Here is a 26841-nt window from a genome sequence, read left to right on the forward strand (position 1 = left end):
ATCCGCCGGCCTGGAACCCATCCTCGTGGCCACGTCGGGACCGGGTACCGGCATCAGGGCGCTGCTGGCCGGCCGGGGGGTGTGCTTCGTTCCGGTTCCGGGCGAGCAGGGACGACTCGCGTCGGTGATGGCGGGATTCGAGAGCGTCCGACGCCTGACCGTCCCCGGGGTCGCCATCCTACTCGGTGACGAGCCGGGACTCCGACCGGACGATGTTCGGCAGGTGGTGACGGTGGTCCGGGAGGGTGACGCGCTGGCCGGCCGTGCGCGCTACCGGGACCGTCCGGGGCACCCGGTGGTGCTGAAGTCCGGAGCGCTCGTGTCCATACGGAACCTCGCCCGCGACGCCGCTCCGCAGGCGAGCCTGTGGAACCTCATCGCCGGCTCGGACCTGCCGCAGGTGCACGTCGCCATCGATCGTGACGCTCCGATCGACGTGGACACCCGGGAGGCCCTGGCGCTCGCCCGTCTGCGGAGCACGGACCCGTGAGTCGAGGACGCCTCGCGGCGATCCTGCTGGTCGCGTGGATCGCGGCCCTGGGCTGGCAGGCCCGGCGCGTCTGGTTCCCCGCTCGCGCCGAGAGGCTGGCGGCCGGCGTCCGGACGGTGCCCCCGGGGGTCGCGTACTACGTGGTCTATCGCGGAGCGGAAAGGGCCGGCTGGGCGCAGGTGGAGATCGACACGCTGCCCGGGGCGTCGGGATTTCACGTGCGGGATCGCGTGTTCCTCGATCGGCCGGCGCTCGGGTTCATCGCGCGGTCCGAGAGGGAGTCGGACGAGTTCCTGGATGCGAGCCTCGGCCTCGACAGCCTCACGCACACCTCGATCGTGGGCACGGACACGGTACGGATACGAATCGTATCGGAAGGGGATTCGGCGATCGTCGTGTACGGTCCCGACGGACGCGTCGAGGCGCGAGTTTCGATCCCCGAGTCGACGACCACCTCCTCGGGATGGCGCCTCCGGCTGGCGGCGAGCGGTCTGGCCGAACCCGGCCACCGGTATGAAGCGCTGGTGTTCGATCCGATCGTCACCGCGACCCGTTCCCGGGAGATCCGGGTACTCGAGGCACGGTCGCTGACTTTCCCCGACAGCGCGGACACGGACTCGATCTCCGGTGAATGGATCCCGGTGCGTGAGGACACGGTCCGCGCATGGCGAGTGCGGAGCGGGGAGGGAGACGCGGTCCGGGAAGGATGGGTCGATGAGGACGGCCGCCTGGTGGACGGCGACATCTTCGGCGGTCTGCGCGTCGAGCGAACCGCGTTCGAGCTGGCCTTCTTCACCCGCGGCGCCGTATCCGGCGCCGGCACGGCGGGGGATTCCACCCCGCGCGAGGACTCGGAATGATCGTTCTCGAAGGGCTCACGAAACGGTACGGCGAGTTCACCGCCGTCGCCGGCATCGATCTCGAAATCGGCGATTCTCAGATCTTCGGACTCCTCGGGCCGAACGGGGCGGGAAAGACGACCACGCTGCGCATGATCGCGGGGATCCTCCAGCCGGACGCCGGTCGGGTGCTCGTGGCCGGGCATGACAACGTGCGCGAGCCCCGGGAGGCCCGGGGTCTGCTCGGATTCGTGCCGGATCGGCCGTTCGTGTACGACAAGCTCACCGGGGCCGAACTGCTGCGCTTCTCGGCCGGCCTGCACGGCCTCGAGGGGCCGGATGTGGAGTTACGAATCGATGAGCTGCTCGAGCTGTGGGACCTCGGCCCGTGGCGGGACCAGCTGGTGGAATCGTACTCGCATGGGATGCGACAGAAGTTGATCCTCTCGTGCGCCCTCGTGCACCGGCCGGCCGCGCTCGTCGTGGACGAGCCGATGGTCGGGCTCGATCCGCGCTCGGCCTGGCTTCTCAAGGACGTCCTGCGGACGTTCGCGGATCAAGGCGGGACGGTTCTCGTGTCGACGCACACGCTCGAGCTGGCCGAGAGCCTGTGTGACCGCCTGGCGGTGATCGATCGCGGACGGGTCGTCGCTTCCGGTTCGATCGATGACCTGCGTCGACAGGCCGCCTCCGAGTCCGCCGGCCTCGAGGAGATCTTCCTGAGGATCACCCGGGGGGCGACGGACTCGGAGATCGCGCGCGTGCTCGGAGGCTGAGGTGTCCTCGGTTCTGCGCGAGTATGCCCTTCTCCTGTCTCCCAAGGCCATGTCGGCCAGGAGACGCGGCGTCGCGGGTCGTGGCCGGTGGGGGCGCGTCGTCATGGTTCTCGGGATCGGCGCCGCCGCCTGGCCTTTCATCTACCTCACCCTCGGAAGGCTGCTCCGCGCGCTTCGCGGCGTCGAGGAAGTGGGCCCGCTGCTCGCCTCCAAGCTGCTGTCCCTGGGACTCCTCGTCTTCCTCGGGATCCTCCTCCTCTCGAACCTGATCTCCGCTCTATCCAGCTTCTTCCTGTCGCGTGATCTGCCGTGGATCCGCGCCGCGCCGGTGGATTGGCTTTCCGTCTACCTGTCCCGGCTCACGGAGACCGTCGTCAGCTCCTCGTGGATGGTCGTGCTGATGCTGGTGCCCATGCTGGCGGCCTACGAGAGCGTATACGAGGGTGGCTGGGCGTTCGTCGCCCTGTCCGGTCTCGCGATCGGCCCGTTCCTCCTCATTCCGGCCGCGATCGGCAGCGCGACCACGCTGTTGCTGGTCCGCGTGTTTCCGGCCCGGCGCTCGAAGGACATTCTCGGGATCGTCGCCATCGTCGCCGTCGGCCTGGTGGTTCTGCTACTGCGCGTGCTCCGGCCGGAGCGGCTCGTGAACCCGGAGTCCTATCGGAACCTGGTGGACTTCATGGCGGCCCTGCGTGGACCCTCCTCACCGTGGCTCCCCTCCCAGTGGGGGGCCGATGCGCTGACCGGGTTCCTGCAGGGGGAATTCGATCCGTTCCTGCTGGTGCTGCTGTGGACGACGGCCCTCGGGACGATCACGCTCGGGGCCATCCTGCACCGATCCCTCTATTCCGTGTGTTTCACCCGGGCTCAGGAGGGAGCCGAGAACCAGGTGCGGCAGCACGCGGGCTGGCGGTGGCTGGAACGGGCACTGGCGGGTGTATCGCTCCAGACTCGCCAGCTGGTGCTGAAGGACGTCCGGGTCTTCTTCCGGGACACGACCCAATGGTCGCAGCTCATCATCCTCGGCGTGCTCGTCGTGGTGTACGTCTACAACATCCGGGTGCTCCCGCTCAGCTCGGGGGAGATGATCACCCGCTACCTGATCACCCTGGTGGTCTTCCTGAACCTCGCCCTGTCCGGATTCGTCCTCGCCGCGATCGCGGCGAGGTTCGTATTCCCCGCCCTCAGCCTCGAGGGGCAGACCCTGTGGCTCCTCGGCTCGGCTCCGCTCACCTCCGGGACGCTGCTCGGGGCCAAGTTCTGGGTCGGCGCCGTGCCGCTGACTTCGCTGGCTCTCCTCCTCACGGGCGTGACGAATCACCTGCTCGGGGTACCGGCGGGTCTCGCGGCGCTCTCGCTCGCGTCGACGGTAGCACTGAGTCTCGCCTTCACGGCGCAGGCCCTGACCTGGGGCGTCTTCTATCCGGAATTCGAGTCGGAGAACGCGGCGCAGATCCCGACCTCGATCGGAGGGCTCCTGTTCATGCTCGGAGCCGTGGTGACCCTGGGATCGGTGCTCGCGCTGCAGGTCTGGGCGCTTCGCGGCTTCCTCCGCTCGGGACTGCCGGGCAGCGTTCCCCGCGATCCGCTTCCATCCGAACTGGGCATCGCGCTGGCAGGCACGCTGATCGGATGCGCGGTGGCGGCCGCGCTCCCGTATCGGGCCGCGGTACGAAGGCTGGATCGTCTGGGTCGCTGATCCGGTGAGACCGGGGAGCGAGAGGGGCGGCCGAAGTCCGGGCGCTAGTCGAGGCCGGCCATCGAATGCGCGGCATTCTGACGGAACTCTCGAAGCCTCTGGCGTGCCTCGGCCATCTCCCCGTCGGTGAACAGGCCCTCCTGCTGGGCCAGGAGCAGCTCCTCCCGCTCGCTGTCCGTCAGCAGGCCCATTTCCACGGCCAGGACACCGAACTTCTTACCGGGCTGCATGCGCTGCTCGAGCAACACCCGGGCCACCTCTGCCGGAGAGAGCAGGTTTCGAACGAGCGCCACGGTGCCGAGGGCGAAGTGCCTTGGGACGGGCACCTCCGCTCCGGAAGTCCGGGCCTCTTCAGCGTTCACCGGCCGGGCTGGAAGGATCCCGGAATCCATCGCGGACGCTTCCTCCTCGATCGCCGCCGCCTCGATCTCGATCGCCGCGGCATGCTGGTCGGGGACCTGCAGGGACTCGGCGGGAGGCACGGTAACGTCAGGCGCGACCGGCTCGGACGAGCGGGCCCGTTCCGGTGCATCACGATCGATGGGCATGGCCGGAACGAGCTCCTCGACCGTCGCCGCGGCTCCCTCGTCGGCTCCGATGAAACGCTGCAGCACTTCCCACTGGGCGTCGAGCATCCGCTGCTGGCGCTTCTGGTTCTCGAGCAGGAACCGGATGCTGAACAGATGGAGCGAATACAGCCCGAGGGCCGCAGCGGCAGCCGCCATCGTTCGGTTCTGCGTAAGCCACGCAGTGACCGCGACCACCACGGCGACGCCGGCGACGGCAGCGAGGTAGTGCGAGCTGTGCTCTCGATCGGCGGCATTGCCGACTCTGGCCATCGAGACCTCTCCGTCCACTGTCATCCCCCGGTTTCCTTTCTGTCTTCAGCTGCATCCGACGGGGGTGCACGTCGCCGGGCCGCTATGACTCCGCGACCGGTCCACGGGCCTTTCGTAGACCCGGAGCGGATCCGTGCGAGGCAGAACCTCGCATCTCGCGTGCCAGAGGAGTCAGCGCGTTCTGTGGATTCGCCAGGAATCGAGGATTTCGTCGTCCCGGACGACGGAAAAAGCGTCAAAACAGGCCACGGTGAGGCAGGAATGGTTGGGAATGACGCGCAGCCGGGTACCCACCGGGAAGGGGCGGGAGACGATGCCGTGCTCCTGACTGAGTGCCGTCAGTCGGGCATTTCGCCTCACGCGGCCCGGGGATTCCGCATCGAGGACCTCTCCGAAGCTCTTCCGGCCCGACAGCGGGGGTCCCGGGTCCAGGGAGAGCGCCAGGGCGCCCGCGTCCACCACGGAAGTTCCCAGGTCCGACCGGCTCGAGACCACGGTCGTCAGAACGGTGGCGGCACAGTCCGGAACCTCGCAGGAGCCCAGGAGCACCTGCGTGTAATCGTACAGGGAGTAGTTGCCCGGTCGTGCTTCGGTGACGCCTTCCAGGGAGCGGCAGGCCGACATGGAGGGAGTCGATCCGACACTGATCTCGCGCACCTCGATGCCGTCCCCGGCCAGGCGCTCCGCCAGGTCGGTCATGGACTTCCGCTCGTGTTCGGCGATCCGCGTCATCTCGTGTCGAGATCCGGCCCTGTAGGCGTCTCCCGAGTGCGAGAGCAGGCCGGCGAGCTCCAGACCCCCATCGATGACCTTCCGGGCCAGTTGCATCGGAGCCGCGGACTCGGGAGAGAGGCCGGCACGGCCGTTCCCGCAGTCGATCTTGAGCCACACGCGAGCCGGCGCATCCGAGTCGAGTAGGGCCTGCAGCGCCGTTTCCGAGTCGACGACGACCCCGAGCCGTACCCGCTCGGCCAGTTCCACCACCTCCGCGACGCGCCCCGGCGGGACAGGAAACGCCCACGTAATGTCGTCGAATCCGCCATCCGCGAAGACCCGGGCTTCCGGGAGCGTGGATACGGTGACCCCCCGGGCGCCGAGAAGCCGCTGAGCCGCCGCGATCTCCAGGCACTTGTGCGTCTTCACGTGAGGCCTCAGGGCGACCCCGAGATCCTTGCATCGTGCGGACATGCGACGGAGGTTCTGCTCCAGTACATCGACGTCGAGCAGCAATGCCGGGGTCGGGAGGTCGTGTATCGTCGCCATGGGCGCCAACGTACCACGATGCGCCCGCGCCTGTCACGGCCTCGCGACGATCGCAGGAAGGCAGCGTGCTTTGCGGTCGGGTGTGACGAAACGTCCACCGGAGTCGTCTTGAACGTGAAACCCGACGCGAGGTCAGAGATCGAGAACGCAACGGATGCCGAGCTCGTGCGGAACGCGCTCCGCGGTTCGGACCCTGCCTTCGGCGAGCTCGTTCGTCGATACCAGGATGTCCTGTACCGGCACGCCGTGCGAATGACCGGCAACGCGGACGACGCAGCCGATGCGGTACAGTCCGCATTCATCAAGGCGCATCGCGGCCTCCGCCGATGCCGGGATCCGGAGCGGGTCGGAGCGTGGTTCTACCGGATCGGCGCCAACACATGCAAGGACTTCCTGAAGTCCAGGAGAGCGACGGTGCCGGTCGAGGAGGTCTACGGACTCGAGGCGGAAGAGGGGAACCCGGAGAAGGAGGCCGAACGGAGCCGGGTGCGGAGCGAGATCGACCGGGCACTCGATGCACTGGCCGTCGAGCAGAAACAGGCCTTCGTGATGAAGCATATCGAAGGACGGTCGTACACCGAGATGTCCAGGATCCTGGAGGTCTCGGTCCCGGCCCTGAAGATGAGAGTGCACCGGGCCCGGGAGGAGCTCCAGGGTCTGTTGCGCGATCCACTGCGAGGATGAGGATGGACAGTCGACTGCAGTCCTATCTGGACGGAGAGATCTCCCTCGAGTCGCTGCCTCCGGAGCTCCGCGAGGAGGCAGCCGAATGGGATCGGCTCGTGAAGGAGCTGCGATCGAGCACGCCGGCGGGAGCACCGCTCGGCTTCGAGCAGCGTGTGATGTCCGCCCTGTCGAGCGAGCGATCGAGGGGGCGACCGGGCTGGGTGGACTGGTTGCTTCGTCCGAGGATGGTGCCCGTACGGCCGGTCGCCGCGGTCGCTCTCGCCGCCCTGCTGGTGGCCGTGTCCCTGATCGTCGGCCTCCCGGACCGCGAATCGACGGATTCCCGCATCTACGTGCAGTTCGTGGTGGACGCGCCGACGGCCGAATCGGTTCACCTCGTCGGCGACTTCACGGAGTGGCAGCCGACCATCTCGCTCGAGGACGCCGACGGAGATGGGACGTGGTCCGGCCGCGTCCCGCTGTTGCCCGGCGTCCACGAGTACATGTTCGTGATCGACGGGTCCGATTGGGTGACGGACCCGAACGCCGCGGGGTACCAGGACGATGGCTTCGGTCAGCAGAACGCGGTCGTGGCCGTGTCGAGCCTGAACGGCACCTGAGCCGGCGCGTGGAGTGTTCGCCCGGCCCGCCCGGCCCGGTCCCGACGCTCCGGGTCCGACAGGCAGCGTGTCGCGCGCTGGCGCTGGCGACCCTGGCGTGTCCCCGGCTGACCGTCGCTCAGGAGACCGCGCTCCATGCCGACCTCGGTGCATCGTACTCTCTGCCGCCTGGCGGAAGCGAGGACCTCGCCAGCACCTACCTGAACGGTGGTCTGGGCCTCAGTGGGACCTTCGGTCGGGGAGGCTTCTTCGACGCCGGTCTCACCGGGGGTCTGGCCCTCGACGAACAGGGGGCCAGCTGGGGAGCGGCGCGGGCCGTCGCGGGTTGGTTCGAGCCGTTGTCCCGGGACTGGATGCTCGGAGTGACGATCACCGGAGAGGCCTTCACGGTCGGGGACCCGGCTCCCTATCGGGCCGCCTACGCCGTCGCGGAGCCGGAGATCCGCTTCTCGCCGGGGAACACCACGCTTCGACTGACGGGCTACGGGGGGATCGGGTCCTCGGAGGTGACCACCTTCGAGACGTTCGTTCGGGACACGCGGTTCGGTCGACGCGTATGGGAGGTCGGCTTCACGGTCGGCACCAGCCTGTGGTCCGCAGGAGGCGGCCTGGAGGTCACACAGACACTCGGAGCCTTCGTGCCGCACGCGGCGGTGGGAGCCTGGGACAGTCCGCAGGGCGGATACGTGGTGGGACGACTCGGGTTCGAGATCCCCATGCCCGACGGATCCTTCTTCGCCGAAGCCTCGTGGTGGGATACCCCGGAAGGAGAGGAGCCGGTCTTCGTAGCCGGAATTCAGATCCGGACCGGAAAGCGCACGCTCTTCTCCGCGTACGGCGGACGGTACGGACCCGACCCTCTCCTCGACACGGTCGTGGCGGGCGGGGTGGGGGCGGGCGTGCGCCTGGAGTTGTGGCGCATGCAGCCGTCGTCGGATCTCTCATGGACGGTGAGCGGCGGCGGCGATCCCGTGCTGGAGGTGACCGTGCGCCTGCCGGACGCCGGGATGGCAGAGATCGTTGGAGACTTCACGCAGTGGGAACCCGTACCCCTCACGCGGTCCGGCGACGCCTGGACCGCGGTCCTTCCGATCGAACCGGGGGTCCATCACTTCGGCTTCCGGGTCGATGGCGAATGGTTCGTCCCGGCCGATGCTCCGGGGCTGACGGAGGACGACTGGGGGACTCCGCAGGCGACCCTGATCGTCGAGGATGCGGGCTCCACCGATGTGACGCCTTGAGGACCCGGGTCGTCTTGTGTACGAGTGGACAGGGCGTGTTCGGCGCCCGGCTGATGAGGTGGTTGCCATGAACGATAGCCGATTCCGATATCTGAGCGTGGACGTCTGGCGCACGTGTGTAGCCGGTCTCGCCGCGTTGCTGATCGTCATCGGGCCCGGGCGGCCGAGCGATGCGTGCGCGCAGGAAGCCGGAGCCCGATCGCTCGAAGATGCCATGCCCGCCGAGTACGCGGTCCGGGTGAGAGAGACCGCGCGACAGGCCAGCGAGGCGGGCGTTCCGCCGGGCCTGGTCGTGCGGAAGGCATTCGAGGGAGCGGCCAAGGGGTATCCGCCGGAGAGGGTCGTCCAGGCAGTCGATGCGTACGCTCTCCGATTGCGGGAAGCGGTCAGGCTCATGGGTCCGGATCAGAGGCCGGCCGGCCTCGCCGCCGCCGCCGACGCCTTGAGGGGAGGGGTGCCGGCGGATGCGATTCGATCCCTCGCGAGTCGTGACCGCGGCAGGCGTGATCTCGCCGTGCCCCTGATCGTGCTCGGCGATCTCACCCGGGCGGGCGTTCCGACCGAGGATGCGCTCCGAGTGGTGGAATCGGCGATGGACGCAGGCGCCCGGGGTGACCAGATGCTGGGTCTGTCGGCCGCCGTGCGTCGCCAGATGCGGCAGGGCGTCGACTGGCGGACGGCCGTCGATCGGGTGAGGCGTAGAGCCGAGGCGCGGCGGTTGGAGCGCGACCGGCAGCTGCAGCCGGACGGAGCGCGCTCCGGTCAGAGTCCGAGCCGGCGTCCCGACAGCGCCACACCCGTTCCTCCGGGCTCGGACCCGCCCCAGAGGATGCGCGACGGCGGTTGACGCGCATGTGCCCCCGGGGCGGCACCGTCCGCTCCGCACATCCCCGATCCACACGCGGCCTCCCGACCCCCGGAGATTGAGGTCGATCGACGGATCCCCTATCTTCGCCAACCGAAATCCCACGGATCCCGGTCACTCCAATGAATGCGGGGTGGCTCGGGGCATCGATTCGACAGGCGGGGAACATTGACGACCAGTGAGGCACAGGTCTTCGTGGCCGGATCCGGGAGATACCTTCCTCCGAGATCGGTCGACAACTTCGATCTCTACGAGCTCGATGCGATTCGCGAGGCGTTCGACGTCGAGCAGGCCCGGGGCTCCCTCCGGGGCATCGAGTCGGAGGAGGCGTCCGATCTCACGGCGGCGGAGGTGTTCGATCGGTGGGCGGTCCAGGTGACCGGGATCCGTGAACGACGGGTCCTGGATCCGAACGTCGATCGTTCCTCGGAATGGATGTGCGCCGAGGCCGGCCGAAGGGCGCTCGAGGATGCCGGCATGGAGCCCGGAGAGCTCGACATGTTGTTCGTGGCCTGTCTCACGGAAGCCGAGATCGTGCCCAACGCTGCCTGCACCGTCGGGGCCCTGATGGGGATTCCGACGGCACCGGGGTTCGTGCTCAACGCCGCCTGCGCGGGGTTCCTGTACGCCCTGGCCGCGGGGCATGCTTTTCTCGCTTCCGGCGCCGCGCGGAACGTGCTCGTCGTGTCGGGAGACAGCCTGACCCGGGTCGTCGACTACTCGGACCCGAAGACGGCCGTGCTATTCGGCGACGGAGCGGGCGCCGTGGTGCTGAGCGCCGATCGGGGTCGGGGCCGCCTCCTCGCCCCTCCGTACACGACGGCCGACTACTCGCCCACCCACCTGAACCTCACCGGGCAGACGGTGATGCGGCCCGGCGATGCGATCCCCACCCTGTCGATGGGGGGCGGACCCAACGTGCTCAGGAATGCGATCAAGTCCATGATCGGCGTGGCCGACCGGGCCCTGGAGCGCACGGGGCTCGGCTGGGCCGACATCGACGTCGTGATCCCCCACCAGGCGAACCAGCGGATCACCGCGGGGATCGAGAAGTCGCTCGACCTGCCGAAGGGTAAGGTGATCGACATCATCGATTCCTGCGGAAACGTCTCGGCCTCGACGGTTCCCATCGCTCTCGACGAGGTCCTGCGGGGTCTCCACGGACCGCTTCCCGAGCCGGCGAATCTGGTGCTCACCGCGGTGGGCGGCGGGTACACGAGCGCCGGTGCCGTGATCGAGTGGACCGGCTGACCGACTGACCCTCGTTCAGAGAACCGCGGCCTCCACCGAGAGCACCTTTGGCAGGTGCGCCGCGACCTCGTTCCAGGTGCGGCCGTCCGGGCTCGCGTATACGTGTCCGGTCGAGGTTCCGAAATACACGCCGCAGGGGGCGAGACCGTCGGTCGCCAGGGCCTCGCGCAGCACCGATACCCAGGCCTGTTGCTGCGGAAGACCTTCCGTCCGGGCCACCCAGGTGAATCCGGCATCGTTGGACTCGTAGACCCGCAGGCGCCCTTCACACACGGCGCGCAGGTGACTGCTCTCTTCGGGGATCACCCAGCACCGGTCGGGATCGGAAGGGTCCGTACCCATGACATAGCCGAAATCGCTCGGCAGGCCCTTCGAGATCTCCACCCAGGAGTCACCGGCATCGTCCGTCCTGTAGGTGCCGCAGTGGTTCTGCTGATACAGGCGCTCCGGAGCTCGCGGATGCAGGCGGATGCTGTGCACACACTGGCCCGCCTGCGGCTCGGGGTCCGGCAGGAAATCGGCTCGTACCCCCCGGTTGATGGCCGTCCAGGACCCCCCGCCATCCGTCGAGCGATACGCGCCCCCCGCGGACACGGCCACGAAGATCCGGTTCGGGTCCGCCGGGTCGACCTGGATCGAATGGAGTGCGAGACCGCCCTTCGCGGGCTGCCAGGCCGAGGCGGTGGGGTGTCCGTCCAGGCTCTCGACCCGGCCCCACGACCGTCCCGCGTCTCGCGACGCGAAGAGCGACGCGGGCTCCACCCCGGCGTACAGGGTCTCCGGCTCCCGGTCTCCCCCCATGGCGAGGTGCCAGATCGCCCGAACGGTTCGCCCGGAATCCTCTCGAAAGGCGGGCCCGGCTTCCAGGGGCTCCCAGGTGAGGCCCGCGTCCCGAGTCCGGTAGATGTGGGCTCCCCACACCTCGTGCCGCACCGCGGCGTACCCGAGCTGGCGGTTCCGCCGATCGAGCACCGCGTGGTAGACCTCGTATCCGGGGATCGCCGGGCCCGACATGGACCAGCTCGCACGGTCCTGGCGGGAGACGGCTCGGAACAGGCCGCGGCGCGTGCCGACGAGCAGCACCACCTGCCGGCTCACGACCACGCCCCCGGGAGCGGAATCAGCTCGACGACCTCGCCGGCCTCGATGGCGGCCACTCCCTCCGGCACGATGAGCAGCCCCTGCGCGTCACTCATCGACGTGAGGATGCCCGAACCTTGCGGTCCCGTGAGCTCCATCTCCGGGAGATCGCCGGCCACCGGGTCGATACGGGCCCTGTAGAAGTGGGTGAGGTCGGCCGAAGAGGTGACGGCCTTCCGGGCCCGCGCGAGCACGCGCGGGGTCTCGAGGTGCTGGTGACCCATCATCTTGCGCAGGGCCGGTCGGAGAAACACTTCGAAGGTCACCATCGCCGACACGGGATTCCCTGGCAGACCCCAGAAGGGCTTGCCCTGCCACAGGCCGAAGGTGAGCGGGCTGCCGGGGCGGATCCGCGCGCGCCAGAACACGCGCTCCATCCCCATCGCGTCCAGCGCCGACTTGACCTGGTCGTGGTCTCCCACGCTGACGCCGGCCGACGAGATGAGGGCGTCGCACGTCGTGGCCTGCTCCAGCCGGCGGCGGACGTCCTCCGCGTCGTCCCGGGCGATGCCGAGCGACACCGGCTCGGCGCCCACCGTCCTCAGCTGAGCCGCCAGGGCGTGGCCGTTGGAGTTCATGATCCGCCGTCCCGCCCTCACCTCTCCCACCTCATCGAAATCGGCCAGCTCGTTCCCGTTCGAGAGCACGCCGACTCTCGGCCGCCGCCGTACCGTCACCTCGGCCATGCCCTGCATGGCAAGCACACCGACCGTGGCCGGTGTCACCGGTTCCCCTGGACGAAAGAGAAGCGCTCCCTCCTCGATGTCCTCGCCCCGGCGACGGATGTTGCGCCGTGCATCCGAATCCCGGAGGATCGTGATCGAGTCGGCGGAGGTCTCCGCGGTGTGCTCGACCCGCACCACTCCGGTGGAGCCGGCCGGCACGGGCGCTCCGGTCATCACCCGAGCCGCGGTCCCCGCCGCCAGCGGTCCGCGGGGAAACGCTCCCGCCGGCACGTCGTCGGAAACGGGAAGGACGATCGGGCGGTCTTCCGAGGCGCCGGTGACATCCTCCGCGCGTACGGCGTAGCCGTCCATGGCGCTGTTGTCCCAGGGCGGGTGAGCCACTTCGGCTCGCACCTCTTTCGAGATCGCACAGCCGAGAGCGTCCGCAGCGGCCATTCGCACGGCGGGTAGCGGATCGCACCGCTCGAGGATCGCCCCGAGCGCTTCCCGCCACCCGAGCCAATCGGCGCCGCCGTCCGGGCGGGCGCCCGCGGGGTCGGGGCTCACGGCTCGTCGTTCCGGAAGGCGGGCCAGCCGGGTTCCACCGGCCGGCGGTACAGCGCCACCTGCTCGATGATCAGGTCTTCGAGGGCCACGGCGACGCTCCCGGGGACGTCGTAGTCGTTGACGAACAGAGAGAAGACGAGCGTCTCCCCGCTGCCGTCGGTCAGGTACCCCGACAGCGCCCTGGCCGCGCTCACCGATCCGGTCTTGGCCCGCACGTTTCTCTCGGCCGGCGTGCCGGCCATGCGTCGGCGCAGCGTACCGTCGACGGCCGCGACCGGTAGGGCGTCGCGGAACACCTCGTACTCGGGATGGCGCCACATCACCCGCAGCAGTCGGGCCATCGCGGTCGGTGCGATGCGATTGTACCGGGACAGTCCGGAGCCGTCGAACAGAAGCATCGCGCCCGGCTCGATTCCCCACCCGGCCAGCCTGCCTTCCACCACCTCCAGACCGCCGGCCGACGTCCCGTCTCCGGAGATCTCGCGCCCCAACGTCCGGAGGATCGACTCGGCCATCTGGTTGTCGCTCTCCTTGAGCATCTCGGCCAGTACGGCGCCGAGCGAGTCCGAATCCTCGGTGATGGACCAGACAGGCCTGGCCGGGGCCTCATCCCGGCCCGCACGCCGGAATGTCCCGGCGGTCTCGATCCCGGCGCCGCGCATCGCCTCCTCGAGGGTGCTCAGCAGGTACAGGGTCGGGTGCTCCGCGGCGAGATGCAGGTCGACGGTGTCGCCGGCCGGAATCCAGCCGGTGAGCCGAACGGCCCCGCCCTCCGGAGGCGGCTCGTACTCCAGCCGAACGTCGGAGCCCGGTGCCCCCGTGAAGACCTCGATGTCGAGTCCCGGACCGGGACCGGGCCGGACCTGTTCGAATCGGGCACGCGCACCGATCGCACCCGGCACCAGGCGGGCACGGATCGTGTTCGGACTCAACTGGAGGGCCGAGACCCCGGCGCCCCACGCCGCGTGCAGCTCGTGCCAGTACCACCCCTGGGGCCACTGGGGACCCGGAAACGCGCGATCGTCGCCGATCACGTCGCCCTCGATCCGCCGGATGCCCGCCTCGCGCAGCCGGTTCGGCCATGCTTCCAGCTCCGAGCGCTGCAGCCACGGGTCGCCCTCCCCGATGATCCAGAGATCGCCTGTCAGGACCCCATCCGAGATCGGGCCATCCGCGAGGATCCGGGTCTCCCACCGGTAGTCCGGCCCGAGCGCGTCGAGCGCCACGGCTCCGGTGACGATCTTGGTGTTGCTGGCCGGGACGTACAGCTTCTCTGCCAGGTGCTCGTAGACGATCTCCCCGGTCTCGGCCACCTGAACCACGAGCCCGACGTCGGCGCGGATGAGTGCGGGGTCCGAGAGAACGCGCTCCAGTCGGACCGACAGTTGCTCCGGCGAGGAAAGGGTCGTGGAGTACGCCGGTGTCCCGGCACTCGCCGGCTCCTGCCCGCTCGCCGCCACGGGGCGAAGCAGCAGGCACGCGACCGAGGCCAGGATGAGAGGCACCCCGATCCTCGTCCCTGCACGATCGGATCCGCGAACCGATGTGCTCATCCTCACTCCTTTCGGTGACCTGGCGGCGCCGGACCGGCCTCCGGCCCCGCCGGGCCGAATCGGCTCAGCAGAGCGCGCGCCCGGTCGTGGTCGGCCGGCCGGTTGACGTTGAAGAACAGCTCTTCCGGGTCCCCGAAGGCCGACACGCGGTCCAGACCGAGGATTCGGACCTCCACGTCCGGGAAGAACGAAACCACCGCCCTCTCCCCCCGGTCAAGGGCGCTCCGCACGGAGGCGAGGCAGCCAGTGCCGTAGACGGCGCACAGGGGCTCGACCCCGCGAGGGCCCGGGCTCGCCGGCACGCCGGCGTCGCTTCCCTCCGCCGACCCGGCGAGTGCCCGCAGCAGCTCCGACGGAACGAACGGCATGTCGGTCGCGATGACGATCGCGCCTTCGAGCCCCTCTTCCTGCGCCCAATCGAGCGCCGTCAGGATCCCGGCGAGCGGGCCGGCGCCGCGCACGAGGTCCGGTCGCACCGGGACGCCTTTCACGGGCTCCGACCCGTCGTTCGCGATGATCCCGACGTGCCGGGCCACCGGCCGCAGGGTCCCGACCGCTCGCTCGGACAACGTGAGCCCGCCGAGCTCGGCGAAGGCCTTGTCCGATCCATAACGGCGGCTGCGACCGCCGGCGAGAACGGCGCCGAGCAGGCGGGTCCGCGTCCCGCTCACGACGATGATCCCGCCGTCCCGGGCACGGCGGGCCAGTGATACTGCGGTGGCTCCCGGCGGGCCCGGCCCACCAGGATCAGGCCATTGCCGGCGGCGATGGCCGCCGCCAGCTCGGTCGGGATGGACCGTGAGACGAGGGCGCCCACGCCGGCCCGGCAGGCCTTGGCGGCCATGCTGCCGGAGATGCGGGCGCTCACGAGGAGGATCGCTTCGCCGAGCGGTACGCGCTCCTGGATGGCCCGTCCCACCAATCGATCCACCACATGGTGACGGCTCACGTCCTCCACGACGCCGACGAGACGTCCTTCGAAGACGAGTCCCCCGGTATGCACCCCACCGACGCCGGAGCGGATCTCCGCGCGCTCGAACATGTCCCGAAACCAGGCCGCCATGGCATCCCGATCCTGCAACGCGACCCGCAGCTCGGGCGAGGGCGCAGCCGACGCCCGCCGGAGCGATACGGTTGGGGGTAGCGGCGGGCGGGCGGATGCGGATGCGCCCGCCGTCAGGGTCCCCGCCAGCCTCTCGGCCGCCCGGTCCGCGAGCTGGATCCGGACCTCGGCCGCCCAGCCCGGGGGGCCGTCCGTGACATCCAGCGATGTGACCTCACGGGGATCGTGCGTCACGCCCTCGCAGGCGAGCCACCCGAGGGCGAGAGTCGGGAGGTCGTGAGCGGTGCACGACCAGGTGAGCCACCGGTCGCCGTCGATTCGGACACGAACCAGGGATTCCGGGGCCAGCGCACCGCCCGGGCCATCGTCCGTGCCGTCCCTCACCGCCTCACCGTGTTCAGAAGTAGTAGTAGAGGGTCGCCGTCAACTCGATGTTGTTCGTCCACGTCGCCTCATCCGGGGCGACCGCTCCCGAGTCGAGGATGTTCTCCAGGACATCGAGCGAAAACCAGCCGTCCGGCGTCGAGATGTGCCACAAATTGTCCCGGGCCTCGATCGCCAGCCCGAGCCGGGGCGAGATGTCGTACTCCGCTCCGAGGCCGATGTGGACCATGCCCGACGTGCCGATCTCGTACTCGAAGGGCTGCTTCGGAGAGGCCAGCACGTCGCTCACCTCCGTGCTCAGCCCCTGCAGGATGCCGCCGCCGAGGAGGAAGTACGGCTGGATCTTCCGATACGTTCGGGCCCCGGTGAGGGCGAACTGCAGGGAAGCCTCGATCAGGAGCCAGCTCGCCCCGACGGTGTCCACCACGGCCGGTCCACCCGGGAGGCGCGGATCGATCACGTATTCGTTCGAGTTGCCGTACGCCACGCCGATCTCGAGCGACAGCGGACTGCTCAGCCGGGCGCGGAGGCGGGCGCCGAGAATCGGGGACGGACCCGGTCCGAACGGAGGGTTGCCCCGGTCGGTGAAGATGTAACCGCCGACGAGCCCGAGCCGGGTGCCCTTCTCGATCCATCGATACGGCGTGTCGATCGTGTCCCCCGGGGCCGCGATGACTTCGTCCTGGGCGGTCGCGGGCCTCGGACCGACCGCGGCGGCGGCGATCACGAGCCCGGAGATGGCGACCCGGCGGAGAACCGACCTTCCAAGCTTTGCTCTATGCAGGAATCTCATTGACACTCGTTCGAGCCGTCGTCTATACTCGACACCGATAACCGCGGAGCCCCGTCACGATGCGACGCCGGACAAGGCGATGCGCCGGGACGGGGACTCAAGTGGCCCAATGTAGAGGCCGGACCCTCCCATTTCCAGTTCGGATGACGCTGAGAAAGACGACCATTCGCTCGGTGCTCGCCCTGGCCCTGATCGCGGGGTCCGGAGGGGCTGCCGCGCTCGCCCAGACCGTGCGCGTCACGGTGCCCGAGGAGAACTTCCGCAAAGAGCCGCGGGTCACGAGCAGCAATCGGCTGGCGACGGTGTTCGAGGGGGCGCTTCTCGACGTCGAGGCCCGGCAGGGCCGGTGGGTCCGCGCCACCGTGGATGGGTGGATATGGACCCCGTCGGTCGCGGGAACCGACCGGGACGGGTTCGATCTCATCGTCTCCAGTCCCGGAGGCGAGAACCTTCGTGAGTCTCCGGATGGAGAGGCGCGAAGGGTGGCGCGGCTCCTCCGGGGCATGCTCCTGGACCAGGTTGGGACACAGGGAAACTGGACGCGGGTCCGCCGGACGGCCTGGGTGTGGGCGGAATCGGTGGTCGACGTCTCCGGCGCCACTCCCGCGGCGGCGCCGCCCGCGGAGACAGCCGAGCCCGCCCTGTCGACCGTCGAGGCGGAACGGCCTGCTTCCCCGGCCGACCTGCCCGATCGTATCGTCGTCACGGAGTCCCGGGTGGGGCTCCACATATCGCCGTCGGGCGATACCCTGGCCGTGCTGAGACCCTCGGCGGACCTCGAGGTGCTGTCGCGCGAGGGGAGCTGGGCCCGGGTGCGCCTGGAAGGATGGGTGTGGGTTCCCGCGACGGTGCCGGCGGACTCGGCGGCCGTGTTGGAGGCGCTCACACCCGCCGATGTGCTGGCGAATCCGGACCAGTATCGCGGACGTCGGGTTCGCTGGCGGCTGCAGTTCGTGTCGGTGGAGCGGGCGGAGCCGGCGCGCGTCGATTTTTACGAGAATGAACCGTTCATCCTCGCCCGCGCGGCCGACGGTGAGCAGGGGTTCGTGTACGTGGCCGTGCCTCCGGAGCTTCTGGCCGATGCCGAGGCGCTCCGGCCGCTTCAGGTGATCGAAGTGTTCGGTCGCGTTCGCACGGGTCGCTCGGCCCTCATGGGTCGTCCCGTAATCGACCTGATCGCGCTGGATTGAGGAGGCTCCGATGAGCCAGGGAAACCCGTCCGGCGACGTTTCGCTGCGTCACGCGGCGCGGGGTTCCGCTGCCGCGGCGGGCGACGCGCGACATCACCGGGCCACCATGCCCGTCGACCGCTCCGTGCTGTGGAAGCCGAGGCGAGATCCAGGCGACCCCGTCGGGCCGGCTGAAGAGGGGCCCTACGAGCTGTTCCTCACTCGCTCCGCCTTGCGACAGATCGAGCGGCGGTCCCGGGAGGCCGAGGACTCGGAGTCGCATTTCGGCTTCCTGCTCGGGCGTCTCTACCGGTGCCCGGAGACCGGCGTCCACTACTCGGTCGTCGACCGGGTCGTTCCGGCCCCGGAGCGCATGTCCGAGGATGCCCCCGATCCGTACCTGCTTCGGGCGTGGGCGGAGGCTCAGCCGGTGTTTCGCGAGCATGGAGGTGTGCTCGTCGGCTGGTATCACACGCACTATCTCCTCGGCCTGATGCTCTCCGAGGGGGACCGGGAGATGAACGACCGGTACTTCGCCGAACCGTGGCAGTGCTGCGTTCTCACGGTACCGGACCCCGCGAGGCCGCTCGGAGGCGTGTTCCGTCCCGCCGCAGGAGATGGAGAAATCGGGGGCGAGATCGGACCGTTCCGCGAGCTGCTCGCGGTCGAGGACATGCCGGTCTCCGGGCCGATTCCCTCCGCGGTGCGCTGGACGAACTACGAGCCGGACCGGGAGGTTCGGGCGGACGAACGTGAGGATGCCGGGGAGGTCGAGCAAACGTCCGCCGCGGAGGTTCCACCCGTGGAGCCAGTGCGGCCCGGGAGGGAGCCAGCCGCCTCTTCCATGACCCTGGTGTTGGCGGACAACGAGGCCGAGCGGCTGTATCCCCGGCTTCCCATCCGTCGGCGGGGGATCATCTGGCTCGTCGCCATCGTCGCCGTGGCGATCGGGGGCTACTGGGGAGGACTGCAGCTGTTCGAATCGGGGGGCGAGCCGGAGGCGCCGGCGGTCACGCCGGTGCAGCGGCCGCCGCCCGTCCCGCCGGAGATCCAGCGTTTCACCGACACGGCGACGGAGCTGGAGGAGGCCATGCTCCGGTACCAGGAGCGGCGTCAGGACTTCGACCTCGGTCGGATCGGGTGTGAGCTTCTGGCGGGGGGCTATGCGGGAGCGGACGAGGCCTTCGTCTCGATGGCCGCCGCCTTTGCGCGGCTCGGAGACGCGGTCGACGAGTCCATGGAGTCCCGGTACGAGCAGCTGGTCGGCGACATGAACCGCCTGAACGAGCACTTCGACGCCTCCGGGTGTCCCCGTCCCGAATGAGGTTTGATTCCATGCCCCGACGCAGACGCCGAGTCCTCTTCCTCCGGGTCTTTCTTCTCCTCTTCCTGCTCTGTCCGGCCACGCTGTGGGGCCAGGAAGCCGAGCCGTTGCAGAAGAGCGACGTGATCCGGCTGCTGACCGGCACCACGTACTCGAAGGCCGAGATCGCCGGGATCATCCGGCAGAGCTGTCTCTCCTTCGAGCCGACGGCCAGGGATCGGGACGACTTCCGGGCGCTGGGCGCCGATGACACGATCATGACGGCGATCGATCGGTGTGGAGGCGCGGCGCCGCCGACCGCTCCCGCCACCGCCCGCCAGTGGCAGCTGGAGAGGCGGATCTTCAACGTCACCGCGGGCGACACCGTGCGGATACCCGTCACCGTCCGGGGTGGCGGAGCCGGACTCCGACTTCAACTCGTGGGCAGTGGAGCGCTGGTCGGAGGGTCGGACGCCCGGGCGGAGACGGATGGGGAAGGGGAAGGGGCCTTCGTCTTTCCCGTCGGGCCGAGAGCCGGGGAGTACAACCTGACCCTGGCGAGCGGAACGCAGATCGGGGGCTCACGGGCGGTGACGATCCGGGTGTCCCCCGCCGCTCCGGCGCGAGCGACCGGCGAGCCCGATCCCGTTGCTCTGGGGCTGGACGACAGCCCCGTGGCGCTGACCGTCCGGGTCACCGACGCGTACGGAAACGGGACCACCGGCGTGCCCCTGGAGGTTCGGGCCGGCGCCGCGACGGGAGCGGTCCTCGCCTCGGGTCGGACGTCCGCCGGGGGGGTCCTCTCCGTCTCGCTCGTTCCGTCCCTGCTGGAGGGAGCCCAGAGTCTCGTGTACGTCTCGGGTGGAGAGGAGCTGGGAGCGAGCGGGGTGGCCCAGCCGGCCGCCGAGGCGGCGGCGATCGCCTTCATCTCAGGCGGCGACCAGTCGGGGGAGGTCGCTGAAGAGCTTCCCGTCCCTCTCGTCGTGGCGGTCCAGGGACCGGGGGGCCGCCCGGTGCCGGGAATCGAGGTGCGCTTCACGGCGACGAACGGTGCGGTGAACCCGCAGATGGTCCGCGCGGACGACCGGGGCCAGGCAGCGACCCGGATCACCATGGGCGCCGGGGGCGCTGAGACGACGGTTACGGTGAGTGCCGGGAGCGCGATGCAGTCGATCCGTTTCCCGGTCACGCGAGGCGGGATGACGGTGGCGGCGATCGAGGCCGCGCTCGCCGAGGGGGCGATCCTCCTCGAGGCCGGAGACATCGCGGGAGCCCGCGAGCAGTACGAACGGGTTCTGCAGGCCGATCCGTCCGACCTCAGGGCGGCGACCGGGGTGGCCGACACCTACCTGGCCGAAGGGAACGACGCCGAGGCGGTGATCCGCTATCGGGCGATTCTCCGGGCGGAGCCCTCGCGCCGGACGGCGCAGGTCGGCATGGCCCGCGCCAGCCTCGGGGTCGGAAACACGGCGGAGGCGGCCCGCTGGTTCGAGCTCGCTCTCTCTCAGGATCGGACCGACGTGAGGTCGTGGGTGGGGCTCGGAGATGCGCGAAGTCGGCTCGGCGACGAAGCGGGTGCGCGGGAGGCCTATCAGAGGGCCCTCGACCTGGACCCGGCGAACGAAGACGCGCTGCGGGGGCTGGACCGCCTGGCGGAGAGCCCGCTGCTGCTCGAGGCGAAGGTCTGGGGCGGCTACACGGATGACAACGGTCGCGATCCGGGGTTCCGCTGGGCCGAGCTCGACATCCGGCCGGGCGCCGGGTTCGAGCTGTGGTTCGCGTTCGACAACATGCTGAGCTTCCGGCACCCCTACCTGGTCCGCGGCCGCGACGACATCGAGGGCTTCTACGGGGGGCTCGGATACAGTTACGGGGCGGACCGGGCGTACCGCACGTCGTTCGAAATCGGGCGTCGGGAAGAGCCGGTGGGCGGGACGATCCAGACCACGTGGACCCTGGACCAGACCTTCGGTCTCGGGTCGGGCGGGTGGCTCAAGCTGGGCGGGTGGCTGGGCCACTGGTACGATCGGGACGACTGGGTCGTGTTCGGCGAAGGAAGCATCCCGGCCGGTCCCGGCCTCGAGGTGAGGCCCGCCATCTCCTACGGGGACTACTTCGGCTCGGAGCTCACCGGACTGCCGCCCGACGTGCCCAACCGGTCGCCCAAGAAGGAGATCCGGGTGGGCGTCGGCGTCCGTTTCGAGGCCGCATCGGGCTTCGGCATCGAGCCCCGCGCCGCCTACGGGAACGTCGACAGCGACGCCTCCGAAGAGCTCAGCGGCAGCCTGTGGGATGGCTCCGCGCGGCTGTGGTATCAGGTGAGCCGCGCCTTCGCGGTGGACGGATTCGTACAATACCAGACACCGCCGGGAGTGCCCTCCTTCTGGCGCTTCGCCCTCGGAGTGAGGTTCGGGGTCCCGCGATCGAACTGACGTGAATCGTTGACCTGAAGCGAACCTCGGATCGCCGCATCCGAAACCGCCCTCGTGCCGCCTTGCCGGATACGAGGGCGGTGTTGTATCATCGTCGGACTTTCGGTTTTTATTCGGTATTCGGGAGTGAGGAACGATGCGGCGTTCCGCGGCCATCGTGGAACTGGAACGGCAGATCGAGCAGATCGAGTCCAGGCCTCGCCCCCCGGGCGGGATCGTCTCCACGGGGATCTCCTCGCTGGACGGGCTGCTGCCGGGGGGCGGATTGCCACGTGGGCGGGTCATCGAGTGGCTCGGTCCCGGGTCCAGCGGCAAGACCACGCTGCTCAGGGTCGCCCTGGCCGGACTGCGGGCCACCGGCGAATCGGTCGCGCTCATCGATCCCGCCCGTTCCCTGTATGCGCCCGACTGGGTCGGTCTGATCGCGGGAGAGGGAAGGTTCTGGGTCATTCGCCCGCCCGAGCCGTCCGAAGCCACCTGGTGTGCGGACCTGATTCTCCGCAGCGGAGCGTTCGGCGCCGTGGCGCTCCTGGGGCCGGCCTGCGGCGGACCGCGAGAGAGCACGGTTCGCTCCGTCCCTCTTTTGCAACGCGCCGTGACGATACGCCTGCAGCGCCTCGCCGAGGAAGCGAACGCCGTGTTCTTCACGGTGGGGCACGTTCCCCTGGCGGCCCTCCGGCTCTCGTTCCGTCCGGGTCGGGTGGAATCCGTGCCGGCTGCCTTCGGTCCGTTTCTCGCTTCCGTCCGCCCCATCTGGGTACGTGTCGGGAAGAGGGGCGCCGTCGAGGTCCCCCTGTTGTGTCCGGTCTCTGCCCCGTGGGGATCCGAGCCGGCACGAGATCGGAAAGGGCCGGCGAGTTGAACGCCGCGCCTTCCCGGGTGGCGACCGTCCTTGCAGGGCCGATCCCCGCCATGGGAGCGGATGGCGGGATGCGTCTCGCGACGGCACTGCTCGCCGGCTCGCCTCGTGTGGCGCCGGTACGTCCCGGCACCTGCCGGGTGGATGCGCGGGGATGGGACCGGAGGGGCGGCGAAAAGGCGCTGGCGAAGACCCTCCACGAAGCGGCGCTCGAGACGGGCGTCGGGGAAGCCTGGGTCGGAATAGCGGACGCGGCCGTGGTGTCCGATGCCGCGGCGATACTGGCGAGACACCTGCGCGGCCGGTTTCCCGATCCGTCGTCGTTCCCGCACGGGATCGAGGTAGAAGAGGTTTCGATCCGGGTCCCCCCGGGAGACGGGCGGGCCTTCCTGTCTCCTCTTCCCCTGTCGGTGCTGCCGATTTCCGGAGAGTTGCGTGAGACCCTTCGGTCCCTCGGGTTTCGTCGCATCGGGGAGCTGGCCGATCGGGACCGCAACGAGCTGGAGGTCCGGTTCGGGCCCGTCGGTCTGCAGGCGCACCGGTGGGCCTGCGCGGAGGACGACCGGGTCTTTCGCGCCCTGGCGGCCGATGACCTGCCGGCGGCCTCCATGGAGCTGGAGGGAGCGGCGGACACGCTGGAACCGCTTCTGTTCGTGCTCCGCCACCTGCTGCACCGGGTGTGCTCGGATCTTCTGAGGGTGGGACGCTGTGCATCCCGTCTGTCGCTGGAGCTTCGACTGGAAGGGTCGTCCGCCGCACAGCGGGCCACGGTGCGTCCGGCCCGGGCGACGAGGAGGGAGGACCTGCTGTACGACCTGTGCCGCGCGGCGCTCGAGCGTGCCGTGGACACGACCGGTCGCCTGACGGCCCCGGTACGGGAGATCGAGCTCGAAGTGGAGGAGACGGCCCCTCCCGGAGCACGCCAGGGAGACCTCTTCGCGGGAGACTGGCGGGACCCGATGGCTGCGGCCGCGGCCCTCTCCCGCCTGCGCGCGCGCCTCGGACCCGAGGCCGTGGCATGGCCCGATCCACGCGAGGTCCACCGGCCCGAGTCCCGCAATCGATGGCGGCCCGCGGCTTCCGTGGAAACGCCGGAAGAGGAGAAGGCCCGCTCCGACCCTCCTCCCGGCACGAGCCGGATCGTATCGGCCGATGGCGAGCTGGAGAGCACGCTTCATCTCCTGGCCGATCCGGTGGAGGTGGAGGTGCGGGTCCGCGAGGGATGTCCCCGGGAGATCCGTGATCGCGCCGGGCGCCGCTCGCTGGTCGTCGCCGAAGGGCCGGAGCGTCTTTCCGGCGACTGGTGGAAGGACCCGTATCGCCGCGAATACTACCGGGCCTGCACGGACGCGGGCGAGCTGCTGTGGCTGTACAGGGAGTGGAGAGGGAAGGAGAAGGCGGCGCGATGGTGGCTGCACGGGGTGTACGACTGAGCGGCTCACCCTCTCTTCGCGCCAAGTCCTCGCTTCGCTGCGGAAAGGCGCTCCGAGAGGATGAGACCGCTCATCGGAGCGAAGAAACCGGGGCGCTGCGGAGACGCGCTCCGGCAAAGAGCAGGGACTCATCGGAATGTGAAACCCTGGGAAAGGCGCTCCGAGAGGGTGAGGCCGCTCATCGGAGGGAGCTCCAGGGCCCGATGACGAAAAGGCCGTTTCCGCGCGGACAGGGCGGTTTCCCTGGAACGAGCCTCCGCAGCGAAGCGAGGACTCGCTCGTGAAAGGGGAACCCCCTGTCCAGTTCGTGGAGCTGGCGGCGCGATCGGCCTTTTCCCTCCTGGCGGGAGCTTCGAACCCGGAGGACATGGCGGAGCAGGCGGCGGCCCTCGGCCTCGGGGCCCTCGCCCTCGCGGATGTGTTCGACCTGGGGGGCGCCGTGCGCTTCACCCGCGCGTGCGACGATGCGGGAGTGCGACCGATCATCGGGGGAGAGATCCTCCTGGGCCCGGGAAGGAGGGCCATCGGGGGGAGCGTCGGCGAGGGACGATTGCGCCTGGTGCTCCTGTGCGAGTCGATCGAGGGCTACCACTCGCTGTCGGCACTGATCACCCGCGCACGCCTCGCGTCTCCCCGGGGCTCTCCCGGACTCGTATCCACGGAGATCGAAGGTCGCACGGCGGGTTTGACCTGTCTCGTGATGACGCAGAACCTGCTGCCCGGAACGCCGGGGCTGGCGTATCGCATCGAGCGGCTGCGGGATCTCTTCCCGGATCGGCTCCACCTCGCGCTCGAGCGCCACGGTCTTCCGACCGATGCACGCCGTTGCTCCGCCTGGGTCGATCACGCCCGGGAGCACGGGCTCCCATGGCTTCCCGTCAACGCACCCCGGTACGCCCGGCCACGAGACCGGATCGTGTTGGACGTTCTGACCTGTTTGCGGTACGGCACGACCCTGGATGGAGCGGGCGACCGGCTGCCCCCCAACGGCGAATGGTTCCTGAAGGGGGCCGCTCACATGCGAAGGCGCTGGAGCCGGGAAGCGCTCCGGGAGACGGTACGGGTGGCCGATCGGTGCCAGTTTCACATGAAGGAGCTCGAACCGCGTCTCCCTTCTTTCGAAGTTCCCGGCGGTGGAGATCCGGGCGTATTTCTCCGGGGGCTGGTCGAGCAGGGAGCGCGCGAGCGGTACGGCGATCATTTCGGTCCGGCTCACGCGCGCCAGATCGAGCACGAGCTCCGCATCATCGGACGCCTCGAGCTGGCGGACTACTTCCTGATCATGTGGGACATCGTCCGGTTCGCGAACCGGCGCGGCATCCTGGTACAGGGAAGGGGATCGGCCGCCAACTCGGCCGTCTGCTACTGCCTCGGGATCACCGCCGTGGATCCCGTCGGACTGGACCTTCTGTTCGAGCGCTTTCTTTCCGAATCACGCCACGAGCCACCGGACATCGACCTGGACATCGCGCACCGGGACCGCGAGGAGGTGCTCCAGTACGTGTACCGGAAGTACGGCCGCCGCCATGCGGCCATGGTGTGCGAGTCGATCACGTACCGCGGGAAGATGGCGACCCGCGACGCGGCCAGGGTCCTGGGCTATTCCTCCGAGGAGAGCGATCGCCTCTCCCTGGAGGTGGACCGCGGCGGCGCGATCGACGCGGCTCGAAGGCTGGCCGAAGGGGGAGTGGCGAGCGCCGGACTCGATGTTTCCGATTCCCGGGCAGCTGCCCTGGTGCGAACGGTGGCGGGGCTGGAGGACCTCCCGCGTCACCGCTCGATCCACGTGGGCGGCTTCGTGCTCTCCGATCGGCCGATCGGAGAGCTGGTGCCGGTGGAACGGGCTTCGATGGCGGATCGTACGGTGATCCAGTGGGACAAGGACGATCTGGACCTGCCCGGGTTCATCAAGTTCGATCTACTGGGTCTCGGCATGCTCACGCTGCTCGGAGATGCGATCCACCTCGTCCGGCGCACTCGCGGGGTGTCGATCGACCTCGCCCGACTTCCTCCCGACGACCCAGCCGTATACGACATGATCTGCGCGGCGGACACGGTCGGTGTATTTCAGATCGAGTCCCGCGCTCAGATGAACACGCTTCCGCGGATGCGGCCTCGCTGCTTTTACGACCTGGTCGTGGAGGTGGCCCTCATCCGGCCGGGGCCGATTCAGGGCGACATGGTCCACCCGTACCTGCGGCGGCGAAACGGCGAGGAGCCCGTCACGTACCTCGACCCCCGTCTCGAGCCGCTGCTGAAGCGGACGCTCGGGGTGCCGCTGTTCCAGGAGCAGGGGATGAAGGTGGCCATCACGCTGGCCGGCTTCACTCCTGCGCAGGCGGACAACATGCGGCGGGCCATGGGATTCAAGCGTTCTCACCGGAAGATGCGGGAGGTCGAGAGGGACCTGATCGACGGACTGCGGCGAAACGGGGTGTCGGCCGACGTGTCCGAACAGATCCTCAAGCACCTGACGGCGTTCGCCAACTACGGCTTCCCCGAGAGCCACTCGGCCAGCTTCGCCCTGCTCGTATACGCTTCGTGCTACTTGAAGCACTACTATGCTCCGGAGTTCTACGCGGCGCTCCTCAACGCCCAGCCGATGGGCTTCTATTCACCGGCCACGATCATCCAGGATGCGCGACGGCACGGGGTGGAGGTCCGTCCCGTCGATCTGGCTCATTCGGAGTGGGAGTCCACGCTGGAAGTCGGGGATCCTCCTCCGCGCGCGAGTCCTCGCGGTGATGGCTTTGCACGCTTCGCGGCCGATCCGTCCGCTGCGGAGGCGCACTCCGGAGAATCCCCGCTTCCAGGGCGGTTCGACGTACGACCGGACCAGCCCTCTCTCGAAAGCGAAGCTCCTGCGGGATCTCCTCGTCGTCGCCGAGAGTCGCGTGTCGACGGAACGCCCGCGGAGGCGGAGGAGGTGTC

Annotated in this window: 23 protein-coding genes; 15 read left to right on the plus strand and 8 right to left on the minus strand. The window is 69.4% G+C overall.

Annotated elements, in window-relative coordinates; all coding sequences use genetic code 11:
* From AC36XV_RS05225 to AC36XV_RS05240, 4 genes are all read left to right on the plus strand, one after another.
* The coding region (locus tag AC36XV_RS05225; RefSeq protein ID WP_492202626.1) for an NTP transferase domain-containing protein at window positions 1–490 on the plus strand (490 nt) is incomplete at its 5' end.
* Window positions 487–1350 carry a hypothetical protein gene (locus tag AC36XV_RS05230; protein WP_492202627.1) on the plus strand — a complete coding sequence of 288 codons (864 nt, stop codon included), beginning with the start codon at window positions 487–489 and terminating at the stop codon, window positions 1348–1350. The genes AC36XV_RS05225 and AC36XV_RS05230, both read left to right, overlap by 4 nt.
* On the plus strand, window positions 1347–2105 hold the full coding sequence (locus AC36XV_RS05235) for an ABC transporter ATP-binding protein (RefSeq protein ID WP_492202628.1): 759 nt from the start codon (window positions 1347–1349) through the stop codon (window positions 2103–2105). The genes AC36XV_RS05230 and AC36XV_RS05235 overlap by 4 nt, the downstream gene beginning before the upstream one ends.
* 1 nt (window position 2106) lies before the next feature.
* Window positions 2107–3804, plus strand: a complete 1698-nt coding sequence (locus AC36XV_RS05240) for a putative ABC transporter permease subunit (RefSeq protein ID WP_492202629.1) — start codon at window positions 2107–2109, stop codon at window positions 3802–3804.
* A 44-nt stretch (window positions 3805–3848) separates the two neighbouring features.
* Here the strand turns inward: AC36XV_RS05240 and AC36XV_RS05245 are convergent, their stop codons facing one another.
* Together AC36XV_RS05245 and AC36XV_RS05250 are read right to left on the minus strand one after the other, a co-directional pair.
* Entirely contained in the window at window positions 3849–4667 is an 819-nt protein-coding gene (locus AC36XV_RS05245) for a hypothetical protein (protein ID WP_492202630.1), read from the minus strand.
* Between the two features lie 147 nt (window positions 4668–4814).
* Window positions 4815–5906, minus strand: a complete 1092-nt coding sequence (locus AC36XV_RS05250) for an alanine racemase (protein ID WP_492202631.1) — start codon at window positions 5904–5906, stop codon at window positions 4815–4817.
* Window positions 5907–6020: 114 nt separating this feature from the next.
* Between AC36XV_RS05250 and AC36XV_RS05255 the strand changes: the two genes are divergently transcribed.
* The 5 genes from AC36XV_RS05255 (at window position 6021) to AC36XV_RS05275 (ending at window position 10549) form a co-directional block, all read left to right on the plus strand.
* On the plus strand, window positions 6021–6590 hold the full coding sequence (locus AC36XV_RS05255; protein ID WP_492202648.1) for an RNA polymerase sigma factor: 570 nt from the start codon (window positions 6021–6023) through the stop codon (window positions 6588–6590).
* A gap of 2 nt (window positions 6591–6592) precedes the next feature.
* Window positions 6593–7192 carry a hypothetical protein gene (locus AC36XV_RS05260; protein WP_492202632.1) on the plus strand — a complete coding sequence of 200 codons (600 nt, stop codon included), beginning with the start codon at window positions 6593–6595 and terminating at the stop codon, window positions 7190–7192.
* Between the two features lie 8 nt (window positions 7193–7200).
* Entirely contained in the window at window positions 7201–8433 is a 1233-nt protein-coding gene (locus AC36XV_RS05265) for a glycogen-binding domain-containing protein (protein WP_492202633.1), read from the plus strand.
* A 67-nt stretch (window positions 8434–8500) separates the two neighbouring features.
* Window positions 8501–9280 carry a hypothetical protein gene (locus AC36XV_RS05270; RefSeq protein ID WP_492202634.1) on the plus strand — a complete coding sequence of 260 codons (780 nt, stop codon included), beginning with the start codon at window positions 8501–8503 and terminating at the stop codon, window positions 9278–9280.
* Window positions 9281–9466: 186 nt separating this feature from the next.
* Window positions 9467–10549 (plus strand): 3-oxoacyl-ACP synthase III family protein, encoded by a 1083-nt coding sequence (locus AC36XV_RS05275; RefSeq protein WP_492202635.1) that lies wholly within the window; start codon window positions 9467–9469, stop codon window positions 10547–10549.
* Window positions 10550–10564: 15 nt separating this feature from the next.
* Here AC36XV_RS05275 and AC36XV_RS05280 read toward each other — a convergent pair whose 3' ends face one another.
* The 6 genes from AC36XV_RS05280 to AC36XV_RS05305 are packed head-to-tail and all read right to left on the minus strand — an operon-like array spanning window position 10565 to window position 16714.
* Window positions 10565–11647 carry a WD40/YVTN/BNR-like repeat-containing protein gene (locus tag AC36XV_RS05280; RefSeq protein WP_492202636.1) on the minus strand — a complete coding sequence of 361 codons (1083 nt, stop codon included), beginning with the start codon at window positions 11645–11647 and terminating at the stop codon, window positions 10565–10567.
* Complete coding sequence (locus AC36XV_RS05285) at window positions 11644–12921, minus strand: molybdopterin molybdotransferase MoeA (RefSeq protein ID WP_492202637.1); 1278 nt, start codon at window positions 12919–12921, stop codon at window positions 11644–11646. The genes AC36XV_RS05280 and AC36XV_RS05285 overlap by 4 nt, the downstream gene beginning before the upstream one ends.
* A complete protein-coding gene (dacB, locus tag AC36XV_RS05290) occupies window positions 12918–14474 on the minus strand; it encodes a D-alanyl-D-alanine carboxypeptidase/D-alanyl-D-alanine endopeptidase (RefSeq protein ID WP_492202638.1) in 1557 nt (518 codons plus the stop codon). Before dacB ends, AC36XV_RS05285 begins: the two co-directional genes overlap by 4 nt.
* Window positions 14475–14476: 2 nt before the next feature.
* Complete coding sequence (mobA, locus tag AC36XV_RS05295) at window positions 14477–15145, minus strand: molybdenum cofactor guanylyltransferase (protein ID WP_492202639.1); 669 nt, start codon at window positions 15143–15145, stop codon at window positions 14477–14479.
* On the minus strand, window positions 15142–15921 hold the full coding sequence (locus AC36XV_RS05300) for a formate dehydrogenase accessory sulfurtransferase FdhD (RefSeq protein WP_492202640.1): 780 nt from the start codon (window positions 15919–15921) through the stop codon (window positions 15142–15144). Before AC36XV_RS05300 ends, mobA begins: the two co-directional genes overlap by 4 nt.
* Window positions 15922–15934: 13 nt before the next feature.
* Window positions 15935–16714: a hypothetical protein gene (locus AC36XV_RS05305; RefSeq protein WP_492202641.1), complete on the minus strand. Its 780-nt coding sequence runs from the start codon at window positions 16712–16714 to the stop codon at window positions 15935–15937.
* A gap of 143 nt (window positions 16715–16857) precedes the next feature.
* Between AC36XV_RS05305 and AC36XV_RS05310 the strand changes: the two genes are divergently transcribed.
* From AC36XV_RS05310 to AC36XV_RS05335, 6 genes are all read left to right on the plus strand, one after another.
* A complete protein-coding gene (locus AC36XV_RS05310) occupies window positions 16858–17904 on the plus strand; it encodes an SH3 domain-containing protein (RefSeq protein ID WP_492202642.1) in 1047 nt (348 codons plus the stop codon).
* Window positions 17905–17914: 10 nt separating this feature from the next.
* Window positions 17915–19207, plus strand: coding sequence for a hypothetical protein (locus AC36XV_RS05315; RefSeq protein ID WP_492202643.1), 1293 nt, complete (start codon window positions 17915–17917; stop codon window positions 19205–19207).
* A gap of 11 nt (window positions 19208–19218) precedes the next feature.
* Window positions 19219–21618 carry a tetratricopeptide repeat protein gene (locus AC36XV_RS05320; protein WP_492202644.1) on the plus strand — a complete coding sequence of 800 codons (2400 nt, stop codon included), beginning with the start codon at window positions 19219–19221 and terminating at the stop codon, window positions 21616–21618.
* Window positions 21619–21754: 136 nt separating this feature from the next.
* Window positions 21755–22480: a hypothetical protein gene (locus tag AC36XV_RS05325; protein ID WP_492202645.1), complete on the plus strand. Its 726-nt coding sequence runs from the start codon at window positions 21755–21757 to the stop codon at window positions 22478–22480.
* Between the two features lie 68 nt (window positions 22481–22548).
* Window positions 22549–23910, plus strand: a complete 1362-nt coding sequence (locus AC36XV_RS05330; protein WP_492202646.1) for a DinB/UmuC family translesion DNA polymerase — start codon at window positions 22549–22551, stop codon at window positions 23908–23910.
* Window positions 23911–24190: 280 nt separating this feature from the next.
* A partial coding sequence (locus AC36XV_RS05335) for a DNA polymerase III subunit alpha (RefSeq protein WP_492202647.1) occupies window positions 24191–26841 on the plus strand: 2651 nt, incomplete at its 3' end.

The organism is Candidatus Benthicola sp., from assembly GCF_058719085.1.